At 63.1% G+C, this 15,241-nt stretch carries 10 protein-coding genes and 2 tRNA genes; 5 read left to right on the top strand and 7 right to left on the bottom strand.

What is annotated here, in order from left to right; all coding sequences use genetic code 11:
* Nucleotides 1-57: 57 nt before the first annotated feature.
* Nucleotides 58-1,200: a chromate efflux transporter gene (gene chrA / locus HKD46_RS14230; protein WP_171865574.1), complete on the top strand. Its 1,143-nt coding sequence runs from the start codon at nucleotides 58-60 to the stop codon at nucleotides 1,198-1,200.
* Between the two features lie 137 nt (nucleotides 1,201-1,337).
* Entirely contained in the window at nucleotides 1,338-2,207 is an 870-nt protein-coding gene (locus HKD46_RS14235) for a GyrI-like domain-containing protein (protein WP_161469971.1), read from the top strand.
* Between the two features lie 70 nt (nucleotides 2,208-2,277).
* Here HKD46_RS14235 and msrB read toward each other — a convergent pair whose 3' ends face one another.
* The 4 genes from msrB to malQ form a co-directional block, all read right to left on the bottom strand.
* Nucleotides 2,278-2,664 (bottom strand): peptide-methionine (R)-S-oxide reductase MsrB, encoded by a 387-nt coding sequence (gene msrB, locus HKD46_RS14240; RefSeq protein ID WP_010672886.1) that lies wholly within the window; start codon nucleotides 2,662-2,664, stop codon nucleotides 2,278-2,280.
* 56 nt (nucleotides 2,665-2,720) lie between these two features.
* Nucleotides 2,721-4,859 carry a glycogen debranching protein GlgX gene (glgX, locus tag HKD46_RS14245; protein WP_171865575.1) on the bottom strand — a complete coding sequence of 713 codons (2,139 nt, stop codon included), beginning with the start codon at nucleotides 4,857-4,859 and terminating at the stop codon, nucleotides 2,721-2,723.
* Nucleotides 4,859-7,036 (bottom strand): 1,4-alpha-glucan branching protein GlgB, encoded by a 2,178-nt coding sequence (gene glgB / locus HKD46_RS14250; protein WP_171865576.1) that lies wholly within the window; start codon nucleotides 7,034-7,036, stop codon nucleotides 4,859-4,861. The genes glgX and glgB overlap by 1 nt, the downstream gene beginning before the upstream one ends.
* 82 nt (nucleotides 7,037-7,118) lie before the next feature.
* The gene (gene malQ / locus HKD46_RS14255) at nucleotides 7,119-9,308 is read right to left on the bottom strand and encodes a 4-alpha-glucanotransferase (RefSeq protein ID WP_010672883.1); all 2,190 of its coding nucleotides are present in this window, start codon (nucleotides 9,306-9,308) and stop codon (nucleotides 7,119-7,121) included.
* Nucleotides 9,309-9,654: 346 nt separating this feature from the next.
* Between malQ and gap the strand changes: the two genes are divergently transcribed.
* Nucleotides 9,655-10,650, top strand: a complete 996-nt coding sequence (gap, locus tag HKD46_RS14260) for a type I glyceraldehyde-3-phosphate dehydrogenase (protein ID WP_010672882.1) — start codon at nucleotides 9,655-9,657, stop codon at nucleotides 10,648-10,650.
* Between the two features lie 105 nt (nucleotides 10,651-10,755).
* Nucleotides 10,756-11,616: a D-hexose-6-phosphate mutarotase gene (locus HKD46_RS14265; protein WP_161469972.1), complete on the top strand. Its 861-nt coding sequence runs from the start codon at nucleotides 10,756-10,758 to the stop codon at nucleotides 11,614-11,616.
* Nucleotides 11,617-11,686: 70 nt separating this feature from the next.
* On the opposite strand, the gene nadA is transcribed toward HKD46_RS14265, so the two are convergent.
* Nucleotides 11,687-12,760 carry a quinolinate synthase NadA gene (nadA, locus tag HKD46_RS14270; RefSeq protein WP_010672880.1) on the bottom strand — a complete coding sequence of 358 codons (1,074 nt, stop codon included), beginning with the start codon at nucleotides 12,758-12,760 and terminating at the stop codon, nucleotides 11,687-11,689.
* A 142-nt stretch (nucleotides 12,761-12,902) separates the two neighbouring features.
* On the opposite strand from nadA, the gene HKD46_RS14275 reads away from it, so the two are divergent.
* On the top strand, nucleotides 12,903-15,008 hold the full coding sequence (locus tag HKD46_RS14275; protein WP_171865577.1) for a methyl-accepting chemotaxis protein: 2,106 nt from the start codon (nucleotides 12,903-12,905) through the stop codon (nucleotides 15,006-15,008).
* Between the two features lie 47 nt (nucleotides 15,009-15,055).
* On the opposite strand, the gene HKD46_RS14280 is transcribed toward HKD46_RS14275, so the two are convergent.
* Together HKD46_RS14280 and HKD46_RS14285 are read right to left on the bottom strand one after the other, a co-directional pair.
* Nucleotides 15,056-15,131, bottom strand: a tRNA-Val gene (locus HKD46_RS14280).
* Between the two features lie 19 nt (nucleotides 15,132-15,150).
* Nucleotides 15,151-15,226, bottom strand: a tRNA-Lys gene (locus HKD46_RS14285).
* Nucleotides 15,227-15,241 lie beyond the last annotated feature (15 nt).

A 15,241-nucleotide genomic window follows, 5' to 3' on the forward strand; every position in this document is an offset into this window, starting at 1 on the left:
CAAACTGTCACTTTTTTGTCATATTATCCGGGCCAGGATGATGACGAGGAGGGGAAGATGGGACAGGTATTCATGCAGTTCTTGTGGCTGGGGTGCATCAGTTTTGGCGGGCCGGCCGCCCATATCGGCTATTTTCAGCGCACCTTTGTCCAGCGGCTGGGCTGGCTGAACCAGGCGGAGTTCGCCCAGTTGCTGGCCCTGTGCCAACTGCTGCCGGGTCCGGCCTCCAGCCAGCTCGGCTTTGCCATCGGTCGCCACCGCGCCGGCATCGGCGGCGCCCTGGCCGCCTTCGTCGGCTTTACCCTCCCCTCCTTCCTGCTGTTGCTGGCGGCCGCCGTCGGTCTGGGTCAGCTTGCGGGCAACCTCTGGCTGGACGCCGCCCTGCACGGCCTCAAGCTGCTGGCGCTCGTCGTGGTGGCGGATGCCGTGCTCACCATGAGCCGCCAGTTCTGCAAGACGGCGCTGCAACAGGGGGTCATGGTGGCCACCGCCGCCGCCCTCTGGTGCGCCCCCGGTCTTCTGACCCAGGTCGCCATGCTGCTCGGCGCGGCCCTCCTCTGTGCCCTGCGCGAGCCGCACCCGGGGAGTCAGGGCCCCGCGTCCACTCCGGATCGCCAGCCTCACTGGCCGACCCTGCTGCTGTTCGCCCTGCTGTTCGTCGGCCTGCCACTGGTGGCGAGCGGCCCCGTCAGCCAGTTGCTGGCCGACTTTTACCGGGCAGGCAGCCTGGTGTTTGGCGGTGGTCACGTGGTGCTGCCCCTGTTGCAGGAGAGCCTGGGTCACCACCTGAGCGAGCAGCAGTTCCTGACCGGCTACGGCCTGGCCCAGCTGGTACCCGGCCCCATGTTCACCCTGGCCACCTACCTGGGCGCCGTGCTGCTGCCCTCCACTCCCCTCATCGGGGCGCTGCTGGCGACCCTGGCGCTCTTCCTGCCGGGTTTCTTGCTGCTCTGGGCGCTGGGCCCCTGCTGGCAGCACTGGCTGGCCCGCCCCCGTCTGGCGGGGGCCGTGGCCGGTATCAACGCCGCCGTGGTGGGGCTGCTGCTGGCTGCCCTCTATCAGCCGGTGTGGCAGAGCGCCGTGCTCTCCCCCACCGATCTGGCGCTGGCAGCCGTCGGCTTCTACCTGCTGCGGGTGCCACGGCTCCCCGTTCTGCCCCTCGCCGCCCTGCTGACGGGGGCAGCCCTGCTGCTGGCCTGACGAACCCGCGACAAGTCAGGCAGCGCCCGCCGGGCTGGCGGTCATGGCTCTTATCCCCGAGGGAAACCAAAGAGAGCAAGATCCGTCAGGACAGCTCGGGCCCGTTGGCCGATAGTGGGCAGCACAGAGGAGAGACCATGGATCACAACCAGACAGAGGCCTACCGCCGACGCTTTCAAACGGTGACCGAGCACATCGAGCGCCATCTCGACGACGACCTGTCGCTGGAGCGGCTCAGCGCCGTGGCGCACTTTTCGCCCTTTCACTTTCATCGGCAATTTGCCGCTTACTGCGGCGTGCCGCTGGGACGTTACATCCAGCTGCTGCGGCTGAAGCGGGCCTCTTACCGGTTGGCATTCGCACCTCTGGACAAGGTGACTGATATCGCCCTCGATGCCGGCTTCCAGCATGGCGAATCTTTCAGTCGCGCCTTCAAGCAGACGTTCGGCCTGACGCCCAGCCAGTTCAGGCATCACCCGGACTGGGCCAGCTGGCATCGCTGCCTGCCACGGCCCCCCACAAAGAGGATTGACCCCATGCGAGTCGACATCATCCAGTTCCCGCAGACCGCCGTCGCCGCCCTGACCCATCAGGGCCTGCCCGAGCGCATCAACGACACCGCGGCGCGCTTCATCCAGTGGCGCAAGGCCACGGGCGGCTCCCCGGTCGCCACCAGCCGGACCTATGGCCTGGCGCCGGACGACCCCGCCACGACGGAGGGTGCGGCGTTTCGCTTTACCCTCTGTGGCAGCGTCGAGGCCCCCGTCACCGAGGACAATGAGTGGGGTGTGAAGAATGCCCTCATCCCGGCCGGACGCTGCGCCGTGGTACGCCACCACGGCTCCCACGACCTCCTGGCCGACTGTGCCCGGGCGCTCTACCGCGACTGGCTGCCCGCCAGCGGCGAAGAGCTGCGGGATTTTCCGCTCTTCTTCCACTACCACAACTTTGTACACGAGGTGCCCACCCATGAGCTGGTCACCGACATCTACCTGCCGCTGGCATAGCCCGGCACCTGACAGGGGGAGATAAAAAAGCGGCGCCTCCGAAGGGAGGCGCCGCTGGTCGTGTCGGGGATCAGGCGTCGGGTTCGAAATCCAGGCTCAGGCTGTTGACGCAGTAGCGCTGGCCGGTCTCGGTCGGCCCGTCGGGGAAGACGTGGCCGAGGTGGGAGCCGCACTGGCTGCAGGTGATCTCCACCCGCTTCATGCCGTGGCTGTTGTCCTCGGTGTAGGTCACCGTCCCCTCGATGGCCCGGTCGAACGAGGGCCAGCCGCAGCCCGCGTCGAACTTGGCTCCTGAGTGGAACAGCACCTGCTTGCAGCAGACGCAGTGGTAATCGCCGCTCTTGCGGTTGTGCAGCAGGGCACCGCTGTAGGGACGCTCGGTCCCTTTCTCCCAGCAGACGTGGAACTGCTCTGCACTCAGCTTGTCGCGCCACTGTTCAGGGTTGTTACTGCTCATTCCGGCTCCTCACCACTGATAACGGTGCCCAGCATACCCAGTCAGGGCGCCTGGCTCTACCCCGCCAGCGGGAACTGTGATCCCGTTGGCAACACGGCGACAACATCCGCTGCCACCACCCCTTCGCTCGCCAGCACCGCCGCCGGCAGGGCGACCCGCTCCAGCAGCTTGAGGGAGTGGGCACGCCCCACCGCCACCTGCCGCTTGATGTCGTCCGGCAGGAAGGGCAGGCCGTCGTTGGTGGCGGTGTCGATGGTCTGGATCCACTCCATGCCCTCCCCCGGCGGCGGCAGGCGGAACTGGATGTCATAGTCGCTGGCGTTGAACAGCACGTACCAGCGCTCCCCGGTGCAGCCGATCATGCCGATGTCCATGGCAAACGCCTGCCCCATGGGGGCGTGCCAGTCCTGATCGGTGAGCTGATGGCCGTCCGGGTGATACCAGTTCACCTGGTGACAGCTGGTCGCCTTGCCGTTCCAGCCGTCGTCGCTCAGTTGCAGGTTGGAGAAGACCCCTGACTCCGCCCGCAGCGCCATCATCTGGCGGGTGAAGGCGAGCAGCCGCTCGTCCTCCGGGCGCAGTTGCCAGTTCACCCAGCTTATCTGGTTGTCCTGACAGTAGGCGTTGTTGTTGCCGAGCTGGCTGCGGCCCATCTCGTCCCCGGCGAGGAAGTGGGGCGTTCCCTGTGACAGCAGCAGGGTGGCGATGAGGTTGCGCTTCTGCTGCTGGCGCAGGTTGTTGATGCGCGGGTCCAGGGTCGGCCCCTCCACCCCGTGGTTGCTGGAGAGGTTGTTGCCGTGGCCGTCCCGGTTGTCCTCGCCGTTGGCCTGGTTGTGGCGCTGGTTGTAGGAGACCAGGTCCTCTAGGGTGAACCCGTCGTGATAGCAGAGGTAGTTGACGCTGGTGTGGGGGGAGCGCCAGTTCTTCGGGAAGAGATCCCGCGAGCCCACCAGACGGGTGGCAAAATCCCCCATCTTGCCCGCATCCCCGCGCCAGAAGGCGCGCACCGTGTCGCGGTAACGATCGTTGATCTCCAGCCATTGGCTCGGAAACTGGCCGAGACGATAGCCGAAGGGGCCGATGTCCCAGGGTTCGGCGATGAGCCTGACCCGCGCCAGCACGGGATCCGCCATCATGGCCTTGAAGAAGGCGCTCATGGGATCGAACTCCCCCGCCTCCCGCGCCAGGGTGACCGCCAGATCGAAGCGAAAACCGTCCACCTGCATCTCGGTGACCCAGTAGCGCAGGGCATCGAGCACCAGTCGCAGGGTATTGGGGTGATCCAGATTGACGCTGTTGCCGCAGCCGGTGACGTTGGCGTGGCGATGGTAATCCGGACCGTGGGCCCCCGACTCGAAGGCGTAGTAGCCCGCGTTGTCAAACCCCTTGAGGGAGAGCATGGGGCCGTCGAAGCCCGACTCGGCGGTGTGGTTGTAGACCACATCCAGGATCACCTCGAGTCCCGCCCGGTGCAGCTCGCGCACCATGGTCTTGAACTCGGTCACTGCATCCTTCGCCCCGTAGCGCGGTTCGGGCGCGAAGAAGGCGATGGGGTTGTAGCCCCAGTAGTTGGTGAGCCCCAGCTGCTCGAGCCTGGGCTCGGACATGAAGGCCGCCACCGGCATCAGCTGGACCGAGGTCACCCCCAGCCCCTGCAGATGCTCGATCATCAGCGGGTGGCTGATGCCCAGATAGGTGCCCTGCAACGCCTTGGGGATGCCGGGGTGCTGGCGGGTGAACCCTTTGACGTGGGTCTCGTAGAGCACGACCCGCTCCGGCGGGATGCCGGGCTTGCCGACCCCCTGCCAGTCGAAGGCATCGTCCACCACCACCGACTTGCCCACCATGGCCGCGCTGTCCCCCTCGTAGAGGGCGTCGTCCCAGTAGGTAGGACGGCTGAGCGCCCGGGCATAGGGGTCTATCAGCAGCTTGTCCGGGTCGAACAGCAACCCCTCCTGGGGAGAGCCATGCACCCGGTAGCCATAGCGCTGACCAGCCTTGACCCCGCGCACGTGGCCGAACCAGTACTGGCCGCGCCGACCGGGCAAGGGGAGACGCGCCAGCTCCTGCTCCTCGTCGTCGAACAGGCAGAGCTCCACCTTGTCCGATTGGGGAGCCCAGACACAGAAGTGGCAGCCCGTCTCGTCGAGCCGGGCGCCCAGCGGGTGATCCACCCCGTTTTCCATTGCGAACATCAAGACTCCTGTTTGATGAACAAGGTCGCGAGCGGCGGCAGATCCAGCACTATGCTGTGCGCCATGCCCTGCCAGGGCGTCGGCTCGGCGACGAAGACCAGACCCACATCATAGTTGCTGCCCCAGTAATGCTCGCTGTCGGTGTTGAGCACCACCCGATAGTGGCCGGCCGCCGGCACCCCGAGGCGATAGCCGACCCGAGGCACCGGGGTGAAGTTGCAGGCCACCATCAGGGGATGCGCCCCCAGCTTGTCCGCCCGTAGCCAGGCGAAGATGCTGTTGTCGGCGTCGTTGTGATCCAGCCAGCGGAAGCCGGCCTGTTCATAATCGGCCTGATACAAGGCAGCCTCGTGACGATAGAGGTGGTTGAGATCCCGGATCAGCCGCTGCTGGCCGCCGTGCTTGGGATACTGCAACAGGTGCCAGGGCAGCTGGGCGTCGTGGTTCCACTCGTTGCTCTGGGCGATCTCGGTACCCATGAAGTTCAGCTTCTTGCCGGGGTGGGCATACATGAAGCCCATGTAGGCGCGCAGGTTCGCGGCCTGCTGCCACTCGTCGCCGGGCATCTTGTAGAGCAGGGAGTGCTTGCCGTGGACCACCTCGTCGTGGGAGAGGGACAGGATGAAGTTCTCGTCATAGTGGTACACCATGGAGAAGGTCATGTCGTTGTGGTGGTAACGGCGGTGGATGGGCTCCTTCTGCATGTAGCTGAGGGTGTCGTGCATCCAGCCCATATTCCACTTGAAGCCAAAACCCAGGCCGCCGAGGAAGGTGGGACGGGAAACCCCGGCGAAGGCGGTGGACTCCTCGGCGATGGTCATGGCATGGGGGTACTTGCCGTACACCTCCTCGTTGGTCCACTTCAAGAGGCTGATCGCCTCGTAGTTGTGGTTGCCGCCATCGACGTTCGGCACCCACTCGCCGGCGTTGCGGGAGTAGTCCAGATAGAGCATGGAGGCGACCGCATCCACCCGCAGGCCGTCGACGTGGAACTTGTCGAGCCAGAACAGGGCGCTCGCCACCAGGAACTGGCGCACGGTATCGCGACCGAAGTCATAGATGTAGGAGTTCCAGTCCGGGTGCCAGCCACGGCGCGGATCCTCGTACTCGTAGAGCGGGGTGCCGTCGAAGCGGGCCAGGCCGTGGGCGTCGGACGGGAAGTGGGCGGGCACCCAGTCGAGGATGACGCCGATCCCGGCCTGGTGGCACTGGTCCACGAAGTATTTGAAGTCGTCGGCGCTGCCGTAGCGGCTGGTGGGGGAAAACATGCCCACGGGCTGGTAGCCCCAGGAGCCGCTGAACGGGTGCTCGGAGACCGGCAGCAGCTCGATGTGGGTGTACTCCATCTCCTTGATGTAATCCACCAGTTCCACCGCCAGCTCGCGCCAGTTCAGGCTGTCGCCGTTGGGGTGGCGCTTCCAGGAGCCCACGTGCAACTCGTAGATGGAGAGCGGCTGCTCCCGCTTGTCGTTGCGTTGGCTCTCGCGCCAGGCGGCATCCTGCCACTGGTACTGATCGTGGTCATAGACCACGGAGGCGAACGAGGGGTACTGCTCGCAGTAGAAACCCACCGGGTCGCTCTTGTGGGGCAGCCGGTTGCCCATGGGGTCTTTGAGCTCGAACTTGTAGCGATCCCCGGCCTTGAGCCCCGGCACGAACAGCACCCAGTGACCGCACTGGCTGCGCTGCATGGGGTGGCGACGGCCATCCCAGAAGTTGAAGTCGCCGATGAGGCTCACCGCGGTGGCGCTCGGCGCATAGACGGCGAAGCGCACCCCCTCCACCTGCTGGCCGAGGTGTTCCACTGTGCGCAGTTGTGCACCTAGGGTGTGGTAGAGGTTTTCCGGTTGCCAGGTGAGTTCCGCCAGCCCCTCCCAGGCGGCAGCCTGGAACTGATAGGGATCGATGATGTCGGCACTGGCGTCGGCGTAGGTCGCGATGAGCTGGTAGGGGAAGGGATTCTTGCGGCGGGTGAAAACAGTTTCAAAGAGGCCCGCTTCGTCAGCGGCGGTCAGGGTGGCAACTATCTTGCCTGACTTGAGATCCCTGACCCGGACCTCGAGTGCATCGGGCAACCAGGCGGTGAGTTTCAGGCCTGGCCCATCCGGATTGGCCAGCAGGCCTAGATGGGAGAAGGGATCGGCACAGCGGGCGGCAACCAAACGTTCAACGGGCATCGACATTTCCTTTGATGGCTGAACATCCGCTTCGGCCGAAGCCGAAGCGGATGAAAGTGAGTCACATGTTGGCGTTCAAGGCTCAACGGCTGGCCTCGTCACGGGCCCGGCTCATCTTGCCCGCCAGATTCTTGAGCGCCTCGTCGGCGAAGATATCCTCCAGATCCCGGGAGAGCTTGCGACGCCAGTTGGGGTACTCGTAGCTGGTACCCGGCACGTTGACCGGCTTGTCCATCTCCAGCCAGTCTTCGAGCTGGGTGCTGAACAGGGCACAGCTGCCGCGGGACATGTGCAGTTGCAGACCGTGGTTGAGCTCGGTATTCATGCCGACCCAGTTCACGTCGTGACTGATATTGCCAGAGATGACCCCATGAGCATGCAGGCTGTCAAGGATCCGCTGCTTGGCCTGGTGGCGATCAGCATACAGGGTCTTGAGTACGTCTTCATCCGGGTACAGGCCCAGTTCGCGTCCCAGCGCCAGATCGTCGCAGTGCCAGAAGCCCTTGAGGGTCGGCATGTCGTGGGTGGTCAGGGCGGACATCGCCTGCTCGGCGTAGTGCGCCGGGGAGATGAAGCCACCATCGTCCTTGGAACGCTCGAAGAAGAACACCTTGTAGGAGTGGACGCCGTTCTCTTTCAGGGTCACGTCGATCCCCTCCGGCACGGTACCGAGATCCTCACCGATCAGCAGACACTGGTTGCGGTGGGACTCTAGGGCCAGGATCCCCAGCAGATCGTTCACCGGGTAATAGATGTAGGCCCCCTTGGCGGCGGACTCTCCGGGCGGCACCCACCACAGGCGCAGCAAGGCCATCACGTGGTCGATGCGCAGGGCGCCGCAGGAGCGCATGTTGGCACGGAACAGATCCACCATGGGCTGGTAGGCGGCCTCGAACAGCTGGTTCGGGTTCATGGGGGGCAGGCCCCAGTTCTGGCCGAGGGGGCCGAGAATGTCGGGCGGTGCACCGACCGAGGCTTTCGGGCAGTAGAGATCCCGGTTTGCCCAGATCTCGGTGGAGCCTTCGGAGACGCCGACCGCCAGATCCCGGTAGATCCCCATCACCATGCCGGCGGCCTTGGCGCGGGCATCGGCCCGGGCCAGCTGCTCGTCAGCCAGGAACTGCAGATAGAGATAGAAGGCCACATCCTGCTGGTGCTCGGCCATCCAGGCCGCCACTTCGGGGTTGTGGTAATCGCGCAGAGCCTCGGGCCAGACCGGCCAGCCCCAGGCATTCTCGCCCTTGGCATAGAAGTGGGCCTGCAGGGCGTCAAACGCTGCCTGCTGTTGCAGGCTGTCACCGCCGGCAGCCACAAAGGCATCGAACGCAGCCTGACGCTCAGCGCTGAAGCTGGCCTGGTCGAACACCTGACGCAGCATCCCGATCTTGGTCTGGATGACGCCGGTGTAATCCACGTTGTCCTTGACCCGCAGGGAGGTGAGGTGCTGCTGGAAGGCCGGGCTCGCCACTTCCGCTTTCAGGCGATCGTTGCCCAGGAATTCGGGCACCGCTTCCACGTCGATATAGGCGACGTTGAGCCAGCGACGGGAAGAGGGGCTGTAAGGGCTGGCACTCTCCGGGTTCGCCGGATAGAGGGCGTGGATGGGGTTGAGACCGACGAAGTGGGCTCCCCAGGCGGCGGCATTCTCAACCAGCTGGCCGAGATCGCTGAAATCGCCGATGCCCCAGTTGTGGCGGCTGCGCAGGCAGTAGAGCTGGACGCTCGGGCCCCACACCTTGCGACCATTGGCGATGGGCGCCTGCTTGTAGCAGGACTTGGGGGCGACGATGAGACGCATGGTGGCCAGCGGCTCGTCATTGCCCTCTTCCAGCAGGATGAGCTGGTGATAACCCAGCGCAGGCTGCACATCCAGGGTGACGCGATAGGCCTGACACTCCATCTCCTCGAACTCGGCCACCCCGACCAGCTCACCCTCGATGGGGGTGAGTTGACCGGACAGCACTGCACCCTGCTCCTGCTGGAGCTGCCAGGTGAGGGCATCGTTGACGAATTCGATGGGGAGGCGCACCTCAAGAGTAACGGCGTCGCCGCTGCGTACCACCATCACGGGATCCAGCGCGCGCAGCCAGTGCTGGCGGTGCTCCTGCTCAAGCTGTTCGGACAGGGCGGCCTCGTCATCGACGCGGTAGCCCATGGCGCCCAGCATGGCGGCCTTGCTCTCTTCCGATACCAGGGCCGGCTGGCCCCAGGCATCAACATACTCACTGGCAATGCCTTTGGCGGCAGCCAGCTGTTCAATCAGGGTGGTCATAGTTTGAGAATTCCCGCTGTGGATTCTGTCTACGCTATTTTGTGATTAATTTTTATGGTTGGTACTTGAACAGTGGCTCTTTGGCCATGCTAAACCGCGCACATTTTTACATATCTCCCCGGCTGGATGTGTGACCGGGCAGGCACTATTGTTGTTCTCTGCCACCGACTTTGCTGATGATGCATTCAACAAAAGTTGGTAGCCAGTTACATAAACCGAAAATAAATTTCACAGTTTTTCATGATATAGCGCAATTTCGCGCAGATTGTTGGTTGACTCGCGAGGGAGTTCTAGTAAATTTACAAACGGAATTTTCTTTGACTACTGAACAGTTAGGTAACCAATTATGACTATCAAAGTAGGTATTAACGGTTTTGGCCGTATCGGTCGTTTCGTTTTCCGTCTGGCCGCTGAGCGTGCTGACATCGAAGTGGTTGGTATCAACGACCTGATCGACGTTGACTACATGGCTTACATGCTGAAGTACGACTCCACTCACGGTCGCTTCAAGGGCACTGTTGAAGTCAAAGACGGCAACCTGATCGTCAACGGCAAAACCGTACGTGTTACCGCTGAACGTGACCCGGCCAACCTGAAATGGGGCGAAATCGGTGTTGACGTTGTTGCCGAAGCAACCGGTCTGTTCCTGACCGACGAAACCGCTCGCAAGCACATCGCTGCCGGTGCCAAGAAAGTCGTACTGACCGGTCCGTCCAAAGACGCTACCCCGATGTTCGTCATGGGCGTCAACCAGGATTCCTACGCTGGCCAGGACATCGTTTCCAACGCTTCCTGCACCACCAACTGCCTGGCCCCCATCGCCAAGGTTCTGAACGATACCTTCGGTATCGAATCCGGCCTGATGACCACCGTTCACGCTACCACTGCTACCCAGAAGACCGTTGATGGTCCGTCTGCCAAAGACTGGCGCGGTGGCCGCGGTGCGGCTCAGAACATCATCCCGTCCTCTACCGGTGCTGCCAAGGCTGTTGGCGTGGTCATCCCGGAACTGAACGGCAAGCTGACCGGCATGGCCTTCCGCGTTCCGACTCCGGACGTGTCCGTTGTTGACCTGACCGTCAACCTGAAGAAAGAAGCGTCCTACGCTGAAATCTGCCAGGCCATGAAGGCTGCCTCCGAAGGCGCCATGAAGGGCGTGCTGGGCTACACCGAAGACGAAGTGGTTTCCACCGACTTCCTGGGTGAGCGTCAGACTTCCGTGTTCGATGCCAAGGCTGGTATCCAGCTGAACAAGACCTTCGTGAAAGTCGTCTCCTGGTACGACAACGAAATGGGCTACTCCAGCAAGGTTCTGGACCTGATCGCTCACATCTCCAAGTAATTTGGGATGCGCAATCGCGTAGCTTGAAAAAAGGCGGCCAATGGCCGCCTTTTTGTATTCTGAATCACGGACCCTTTCTGAATGTCCCCGAGCACTGGAGCCTTTATGACACCGACACGTACGCTGACTGCCCACTGCACCCTGAGCCAGGATGGCCTGCCCCTGCTGACCATAGACAATGAGCACGCCAGGGCCGAGATAAGCCTGTTTGGCGCCCATGTGCTGCGTTACCAACGCCATGGTGAGCCGGCCTCTCTCTGGCTCAGCGACAAGGCGATACTGGATGGCAGCAAGCCCATTCGCGGCGGCATTCCCCTCTGCTGGCCCTGGTTCGGCCCCTCCCCCGCTCGCGTTGGCAGCGGCAAGCCGGCTCATGGCTTCGCACGCAACTGCCTGTGGACGCTGGATGGGGTCTCCGATCACGGGGATGGCACACTCGTCCACCTCTCCCTGCGTGACAACGATGCCAGCAGGACACTCTGGCCCCATGCCTTCGAGCTGGAGCTGGACGTACTGGTCGGCAAGGAGCTTTCCCTGGTGCTGACCACCCGCAACACCGGCAAGTCAGCGCTCACCTACAATGCCGCCCTGCACACCTACCTGCAGATCAGTGCGCCGGAAGCGGTGACCGTGACCGGCCTCGGCAAACCCTATCTGGACAAGCTGACCGGCCGAAACGAACTGCAACAGGGAGCGCTGACCGTCACCGCAGCCATGGATCGCATCTACCGCCAGCCCGATGCCATGGTCAGCGTGCAGGATGGTGAGCGCACCACCCGGGTGGTCAACGGCAACCACGACAGCGTGGTGGTCTGGACCCCCTGGCAGGAAGGGGCCAGCGCCATGGCCGACATGAGTGACGACGGTTATCGCACAATGCTCTGTGTCGAGGCGGCCATCACCGCCGAGGACGGGATCACCGTCCCGCCCGACGAGGAGCACAGCTTCTCCACCGTCATCATCTGACGATACAGATGACGGACAAATAAAGAGGGCTCCTGCGGGAGCCCTCTTTGCATCTTGCCATCAGCGTCAGTCAGGCGTTGCCCTGGGTCTTGAGCTTGAGCTCGGCGGCGAAATCCAGCATGCGGTCGAGCGGGACAAGCGCTTTGAGACGCAGTGCCTCATCCACATGGATCTCGTGACGCTCGGCGCCGTCGGTCAGGGCCTCCTTGATGGCCACCAGGCCGTTCATCGCCATCCAGGGGCAGTGGGCGCAGCTGCGGCAGGTGGCACCATCACCACCAGTGGGCGCTTCCACCATCTCTTTCTCCGGGCAGGCCTGCTGCATCTTGTAGAAGATGCCGCGATCGGTCGCCACGATCAGTTTCTGCTGGGGCAGCTCTTTGGCGGCCTTGATGAGCTGGCTGGTGGAACCCACTGCATCCGCCAGCTCGATGACGGAGGCCGGGGACTCCGGGTGCACCAGCACGGCGGCATCCGGGTTCTGGGCCTTGAGCTCGCGCAGCGCCTTGGCCTTGAACTCGTCGTGCACGATGCAGTGACCCTGCCAGCGCAGCATCTCGGCCCCTGTCTTCTTCTCGATATAGGCGCCGAGGTGTCTGTCCGGGCCCCAGATGATCTTGTGACCCTGACTGTCCAGATGTTCGACGATCTCCAGCGCAATGCTGGAGGTGACCACCCAGTCGGCCCGAGCTTTCACCGCTGCCGAGGTATTGGCATAGACCACCACGATGTGATCGGGGTGGGCATCGCAGAAGGCGGAGAACTGGTCGATGGGACAACCCAGATCGAGGGAGCACTCGGCCTCCAGCGTCGGCATCAGCACCCGCTTGTGGGGGCTCAGGATCTTGGAGGTCTCTCCCATGAAGCGCACACCAGCCACGATCAGGGTCTGGGCTGCATGGTCGCGACCGAAGCGGGCCATCTCCAGGGAGTCACCCACGAAGCCACCGGTGGCTTCTGCCAGGGCCTGGATCTCGGGATCCGTGTAGTAATGGGCAACCAGCACGGCCTGGCGCGCCTGCAGCAGCACCTTGATCTCGGCGATCAGGGTCGCCTTCTGCTCGGGAGTCAGGGGCTGTGGTTTGGCCGGGAAGGGGTAGTCCATCTCGACTACCGGCGGAATACTGCTCAGTGCATTGCTCATTGCGACTGTTCCATCAACGCTCGGGAAGGCCAAAATTATAACCAGAAGCCGTGCACAAACCCATCAACAAATCCAGTACAGTACAACTGTCAGGATCCGCTCCGACCATATCGTTGTCATTCTTGCCAAAAGGAGTTGTCGAATGAAACAACGTTCGCTCAAGACCAAGCTGTTGTTGCTCACGCTGGGACTTTTTCTCGCCAGTGGCGTCGCCATGACATGGATACAGTCCTCCTCGCTGAACGGCCTGCGCGATGACATCATGGCGCAGACCCGTGGCGCCCTGGAGCAGGAGGTTTCCCGTTCCCTGCAATTCCAGGCAGAGCGGTATGCCGTGCAGATCGAAGACCAGTTGCAGCAGGCCTATCAGATACCGCTCGGTATGGCGGCGCAGCTTGAAGGAAGCATGGCCCAGCCGGACCAGCGGCTGAGCCGCCAGCAAGTGGAGCTCCTGCTTGGCAGCCGCCTGCGCCAGGCAAACGGGATCAGCTCCATCTACGCCCAGTTCGAACCCAACGGTTACGACGGACAGGACGCCGACTGGCAGACGGGCGCCAGCCATTCAGTTGCCGGCAAGGGCAGTCTCGAGGTCTACTTCACCCGGGAACAGAACGGAAACATCGCGCAGCAGACCATAGATGCCGCCACCAGTGACGCCAAGTTCGACACCTCGCGCAATGAATTCGGCATTCGCAACAGCGAGTGGTATCTCTGCGGTCGCGAGACTCGTCGCCCCTGTCTGATGGAACCCTACCTCTACGAGATAAGCCCTGGCCAGAAGATGCTGATGACCAGCCTGACGGTGCCCGTCCTCAAGGATGGCAAGTTTGCCGGGATCACCGGGGTCGACATGAACCTGCCCATCTTCCAGCAACTGGCCGAGCACCTAGGCAAGAGCCTCTATGACAACCAGGCCGAGGTCACCCTGGTCAGCAAGATGGGCTTCATCGTCGGCAGCAACCGCCATTCGGACAAACTGGGGCGCCCCCTGACAGAGGCCGGACTGGTTGCCCCGAATGGACACCCCGCCGATACCGACAGCGATTTCATCCTGCAGCAGCCCATACGGATCGAGGCTGCCGACAACCAGTGGTGGCTGATGATCAAGGTGCCCAAGGCCCTCGCCCTCAGCCAGGCCAACACCATCAGCCAGCAGCTCGGCAGCCTGTTGCAGGCGACCCAGCAGCAGCAGCTGGTTGCCATCGTTGTCATCACCCTGGTGGCCCTGGGCCTGCTTGTCTGGTTCATCCAGACCATCACGGCGCCCCTCTCCCTCATCAGCCGCCACGTCTCCCACCTCGCCAGCAATGAAGGCGACCTGACCCAGCAGATGCGTATCGACACCCACCAGGAGCTCATCGAGCTGGGCAGGCATCTCAATGCCTTCCTCGGCAAGCTGAGGGCCATGGTGCAGGGCAGCAAGCAGATTGGGCAACAGGTGCATCAGCAGGCCAGGGGCATGAAGCAGACGGCCGATGCCATGCGCAGCAGCCTGGATGATCAGAGCCTGGAGCTGGAGAGCGTGGTCAGCGCCATGCACGAGATGAGCACCACGGCAGTCAGCGTGGCGGGCTATGCGGAACAGGCGGCGCAGGAGTCAGAAGCGGCGACCCACCATGTCAGCACGGCCCAGCAGACATTGAGCAGGGCCCGCAGCGAGATCCATACCCTGGTCGAGGACATGCATCAGGCCGACAAGGCGGTCGCCCAGGTCGCCCAGCGCAGCACCAATATCAGCCACATCCTCGATGTGATCCGGGCCATTGCCGAACAGACCAATCTGCTGGCCCTCAACGCAGCCATCGAGGCGGCGCGGGCCGGCGACATGGGCAGGGGTTTTGCCGTCGTGGCGGACGAGGTGAGGGCGCTGGCCAACAAGACCCGCTCATCCACCGACGAGATAGGGCAGCTCATCGGCAGCCTGCAAACCGAGGTCACCAGTAGCCAGCAGTTGATGAGCACGGGGATCGCCCGCTCGGTGAGCACGGTTGAAGGCACGGAGCAGGCCTTCGAGGCACTCAATCAGTTGGTCACCCAGATCCAGCAGATCCATGATCACATCAGCCAGGTGGCGACCGCCGCCGAGCAGCAGAGTGCCGTGAGCGACACCATCAACCAGAACCTGATGCGCATCGGTGACGCCGCCACCACCCTGGGACAAGAGGCCAATGCCAGCCAGCGCCTGAGCGAGGCACTGGAACAGGCGGCCACCACCCTGGCAAGCGAGCTGGATCGACTGCGAACCTGATGGGAGACGGAAACGAAAAAGCCCGCATCGCTGCGGGCTTTTCAATATGGTGGTCGTTACTGGGCTCGAACCAGTGACCCCCTCCTTGTAAGGGAGGTGCTCTCCCAGCTGAGCTAAACGACCTGGGATATGACTGAAATGATGGTGGGTCGTGCTGGATTCGAACCAGCGACCAATTGATTAAAAGTCAACTGCTCTACCGACTGAGCTAACGACCCATCGAAATCATTTTT

This window comes from Aeromonas sp. TW 6 (genome assembly GCF_013168745.1).
GTDB classification, from domain to species: Bacteria; Pseudomonadota; Gammaproteobacteria; order Enterobacterales; family Aeromonadaceae; genus Aeromonas; species Aeromonas caviae.

Bases quoted from the DNA above. Each gene is read 5' to 3' on its own strand.
- HKD46_RS14265 (WP_161469972.1), top strand. From the start codon at position 10,756: ATGACACCGACACGTACGCTGACTGCCCACTGCACCCTGAGCCAGGAT.
- HKD46_RS14275 (WP_171865577.1), top strand. From the start codon at position 12,903: ATGAAACAACGTTCGCTCAAGACCAAGCTGTTGTTGCTCACGCTGGGA.
- glgX (WP_171865575.1), bottom strand. From the start codon at position 4,859: ATGTTCGCAATGGAAAACGGGGTGGATCACCCGCTGGGCGCCCGGCTC.
- HKD46_RS14235 (WP_161469971.1), top strand. From the start codon at position 1,338: ATGGATCACAACCAGACAGAGGCCTACCGCCGACGCTTTCAAACGGTG.
- msrB (WP_010672886.1), bottom strand. From the start codon at position 2,664: ATGAGCAGTAACAACCCTGAACAGTGGCGCGACAAGCTGAGTGCAGAG.
- malQ (WP_010672883.1), bottom strand. From the start codon at position 9,308: ATGACCACCCTGATTGAACAGCTGGCTGCCGCCAAAGGCATTGCCAGT.
- nadA (WP_010672880.1), bottom strand. From the start codon at position 12,760: ATGAGCAATGCACTGAGCAGTATTCCGCCGGTAGTCGAGATGGACTAC.
- gap (WP_010672882.1), top strand. From the start codon at position 9,655: ATGACTATCAAAGTAGGTATTAACGGTTTTGGCCGTATCGGTCGTTTC.
- glgB (WP_171865576.1), bottom strand. From the start codon at position 7,036: ATGCCCGTTGAACGTTTGGTTGCCGCCCGCTGTGCCGATCCCTTCTCC.
- chrA (WP_171865574.1), top strand. From the start codon at position 58: ATGGGACAGGTATTCATGCAGTTCTTGTGGCTGGGGTGCATCAGTTTT.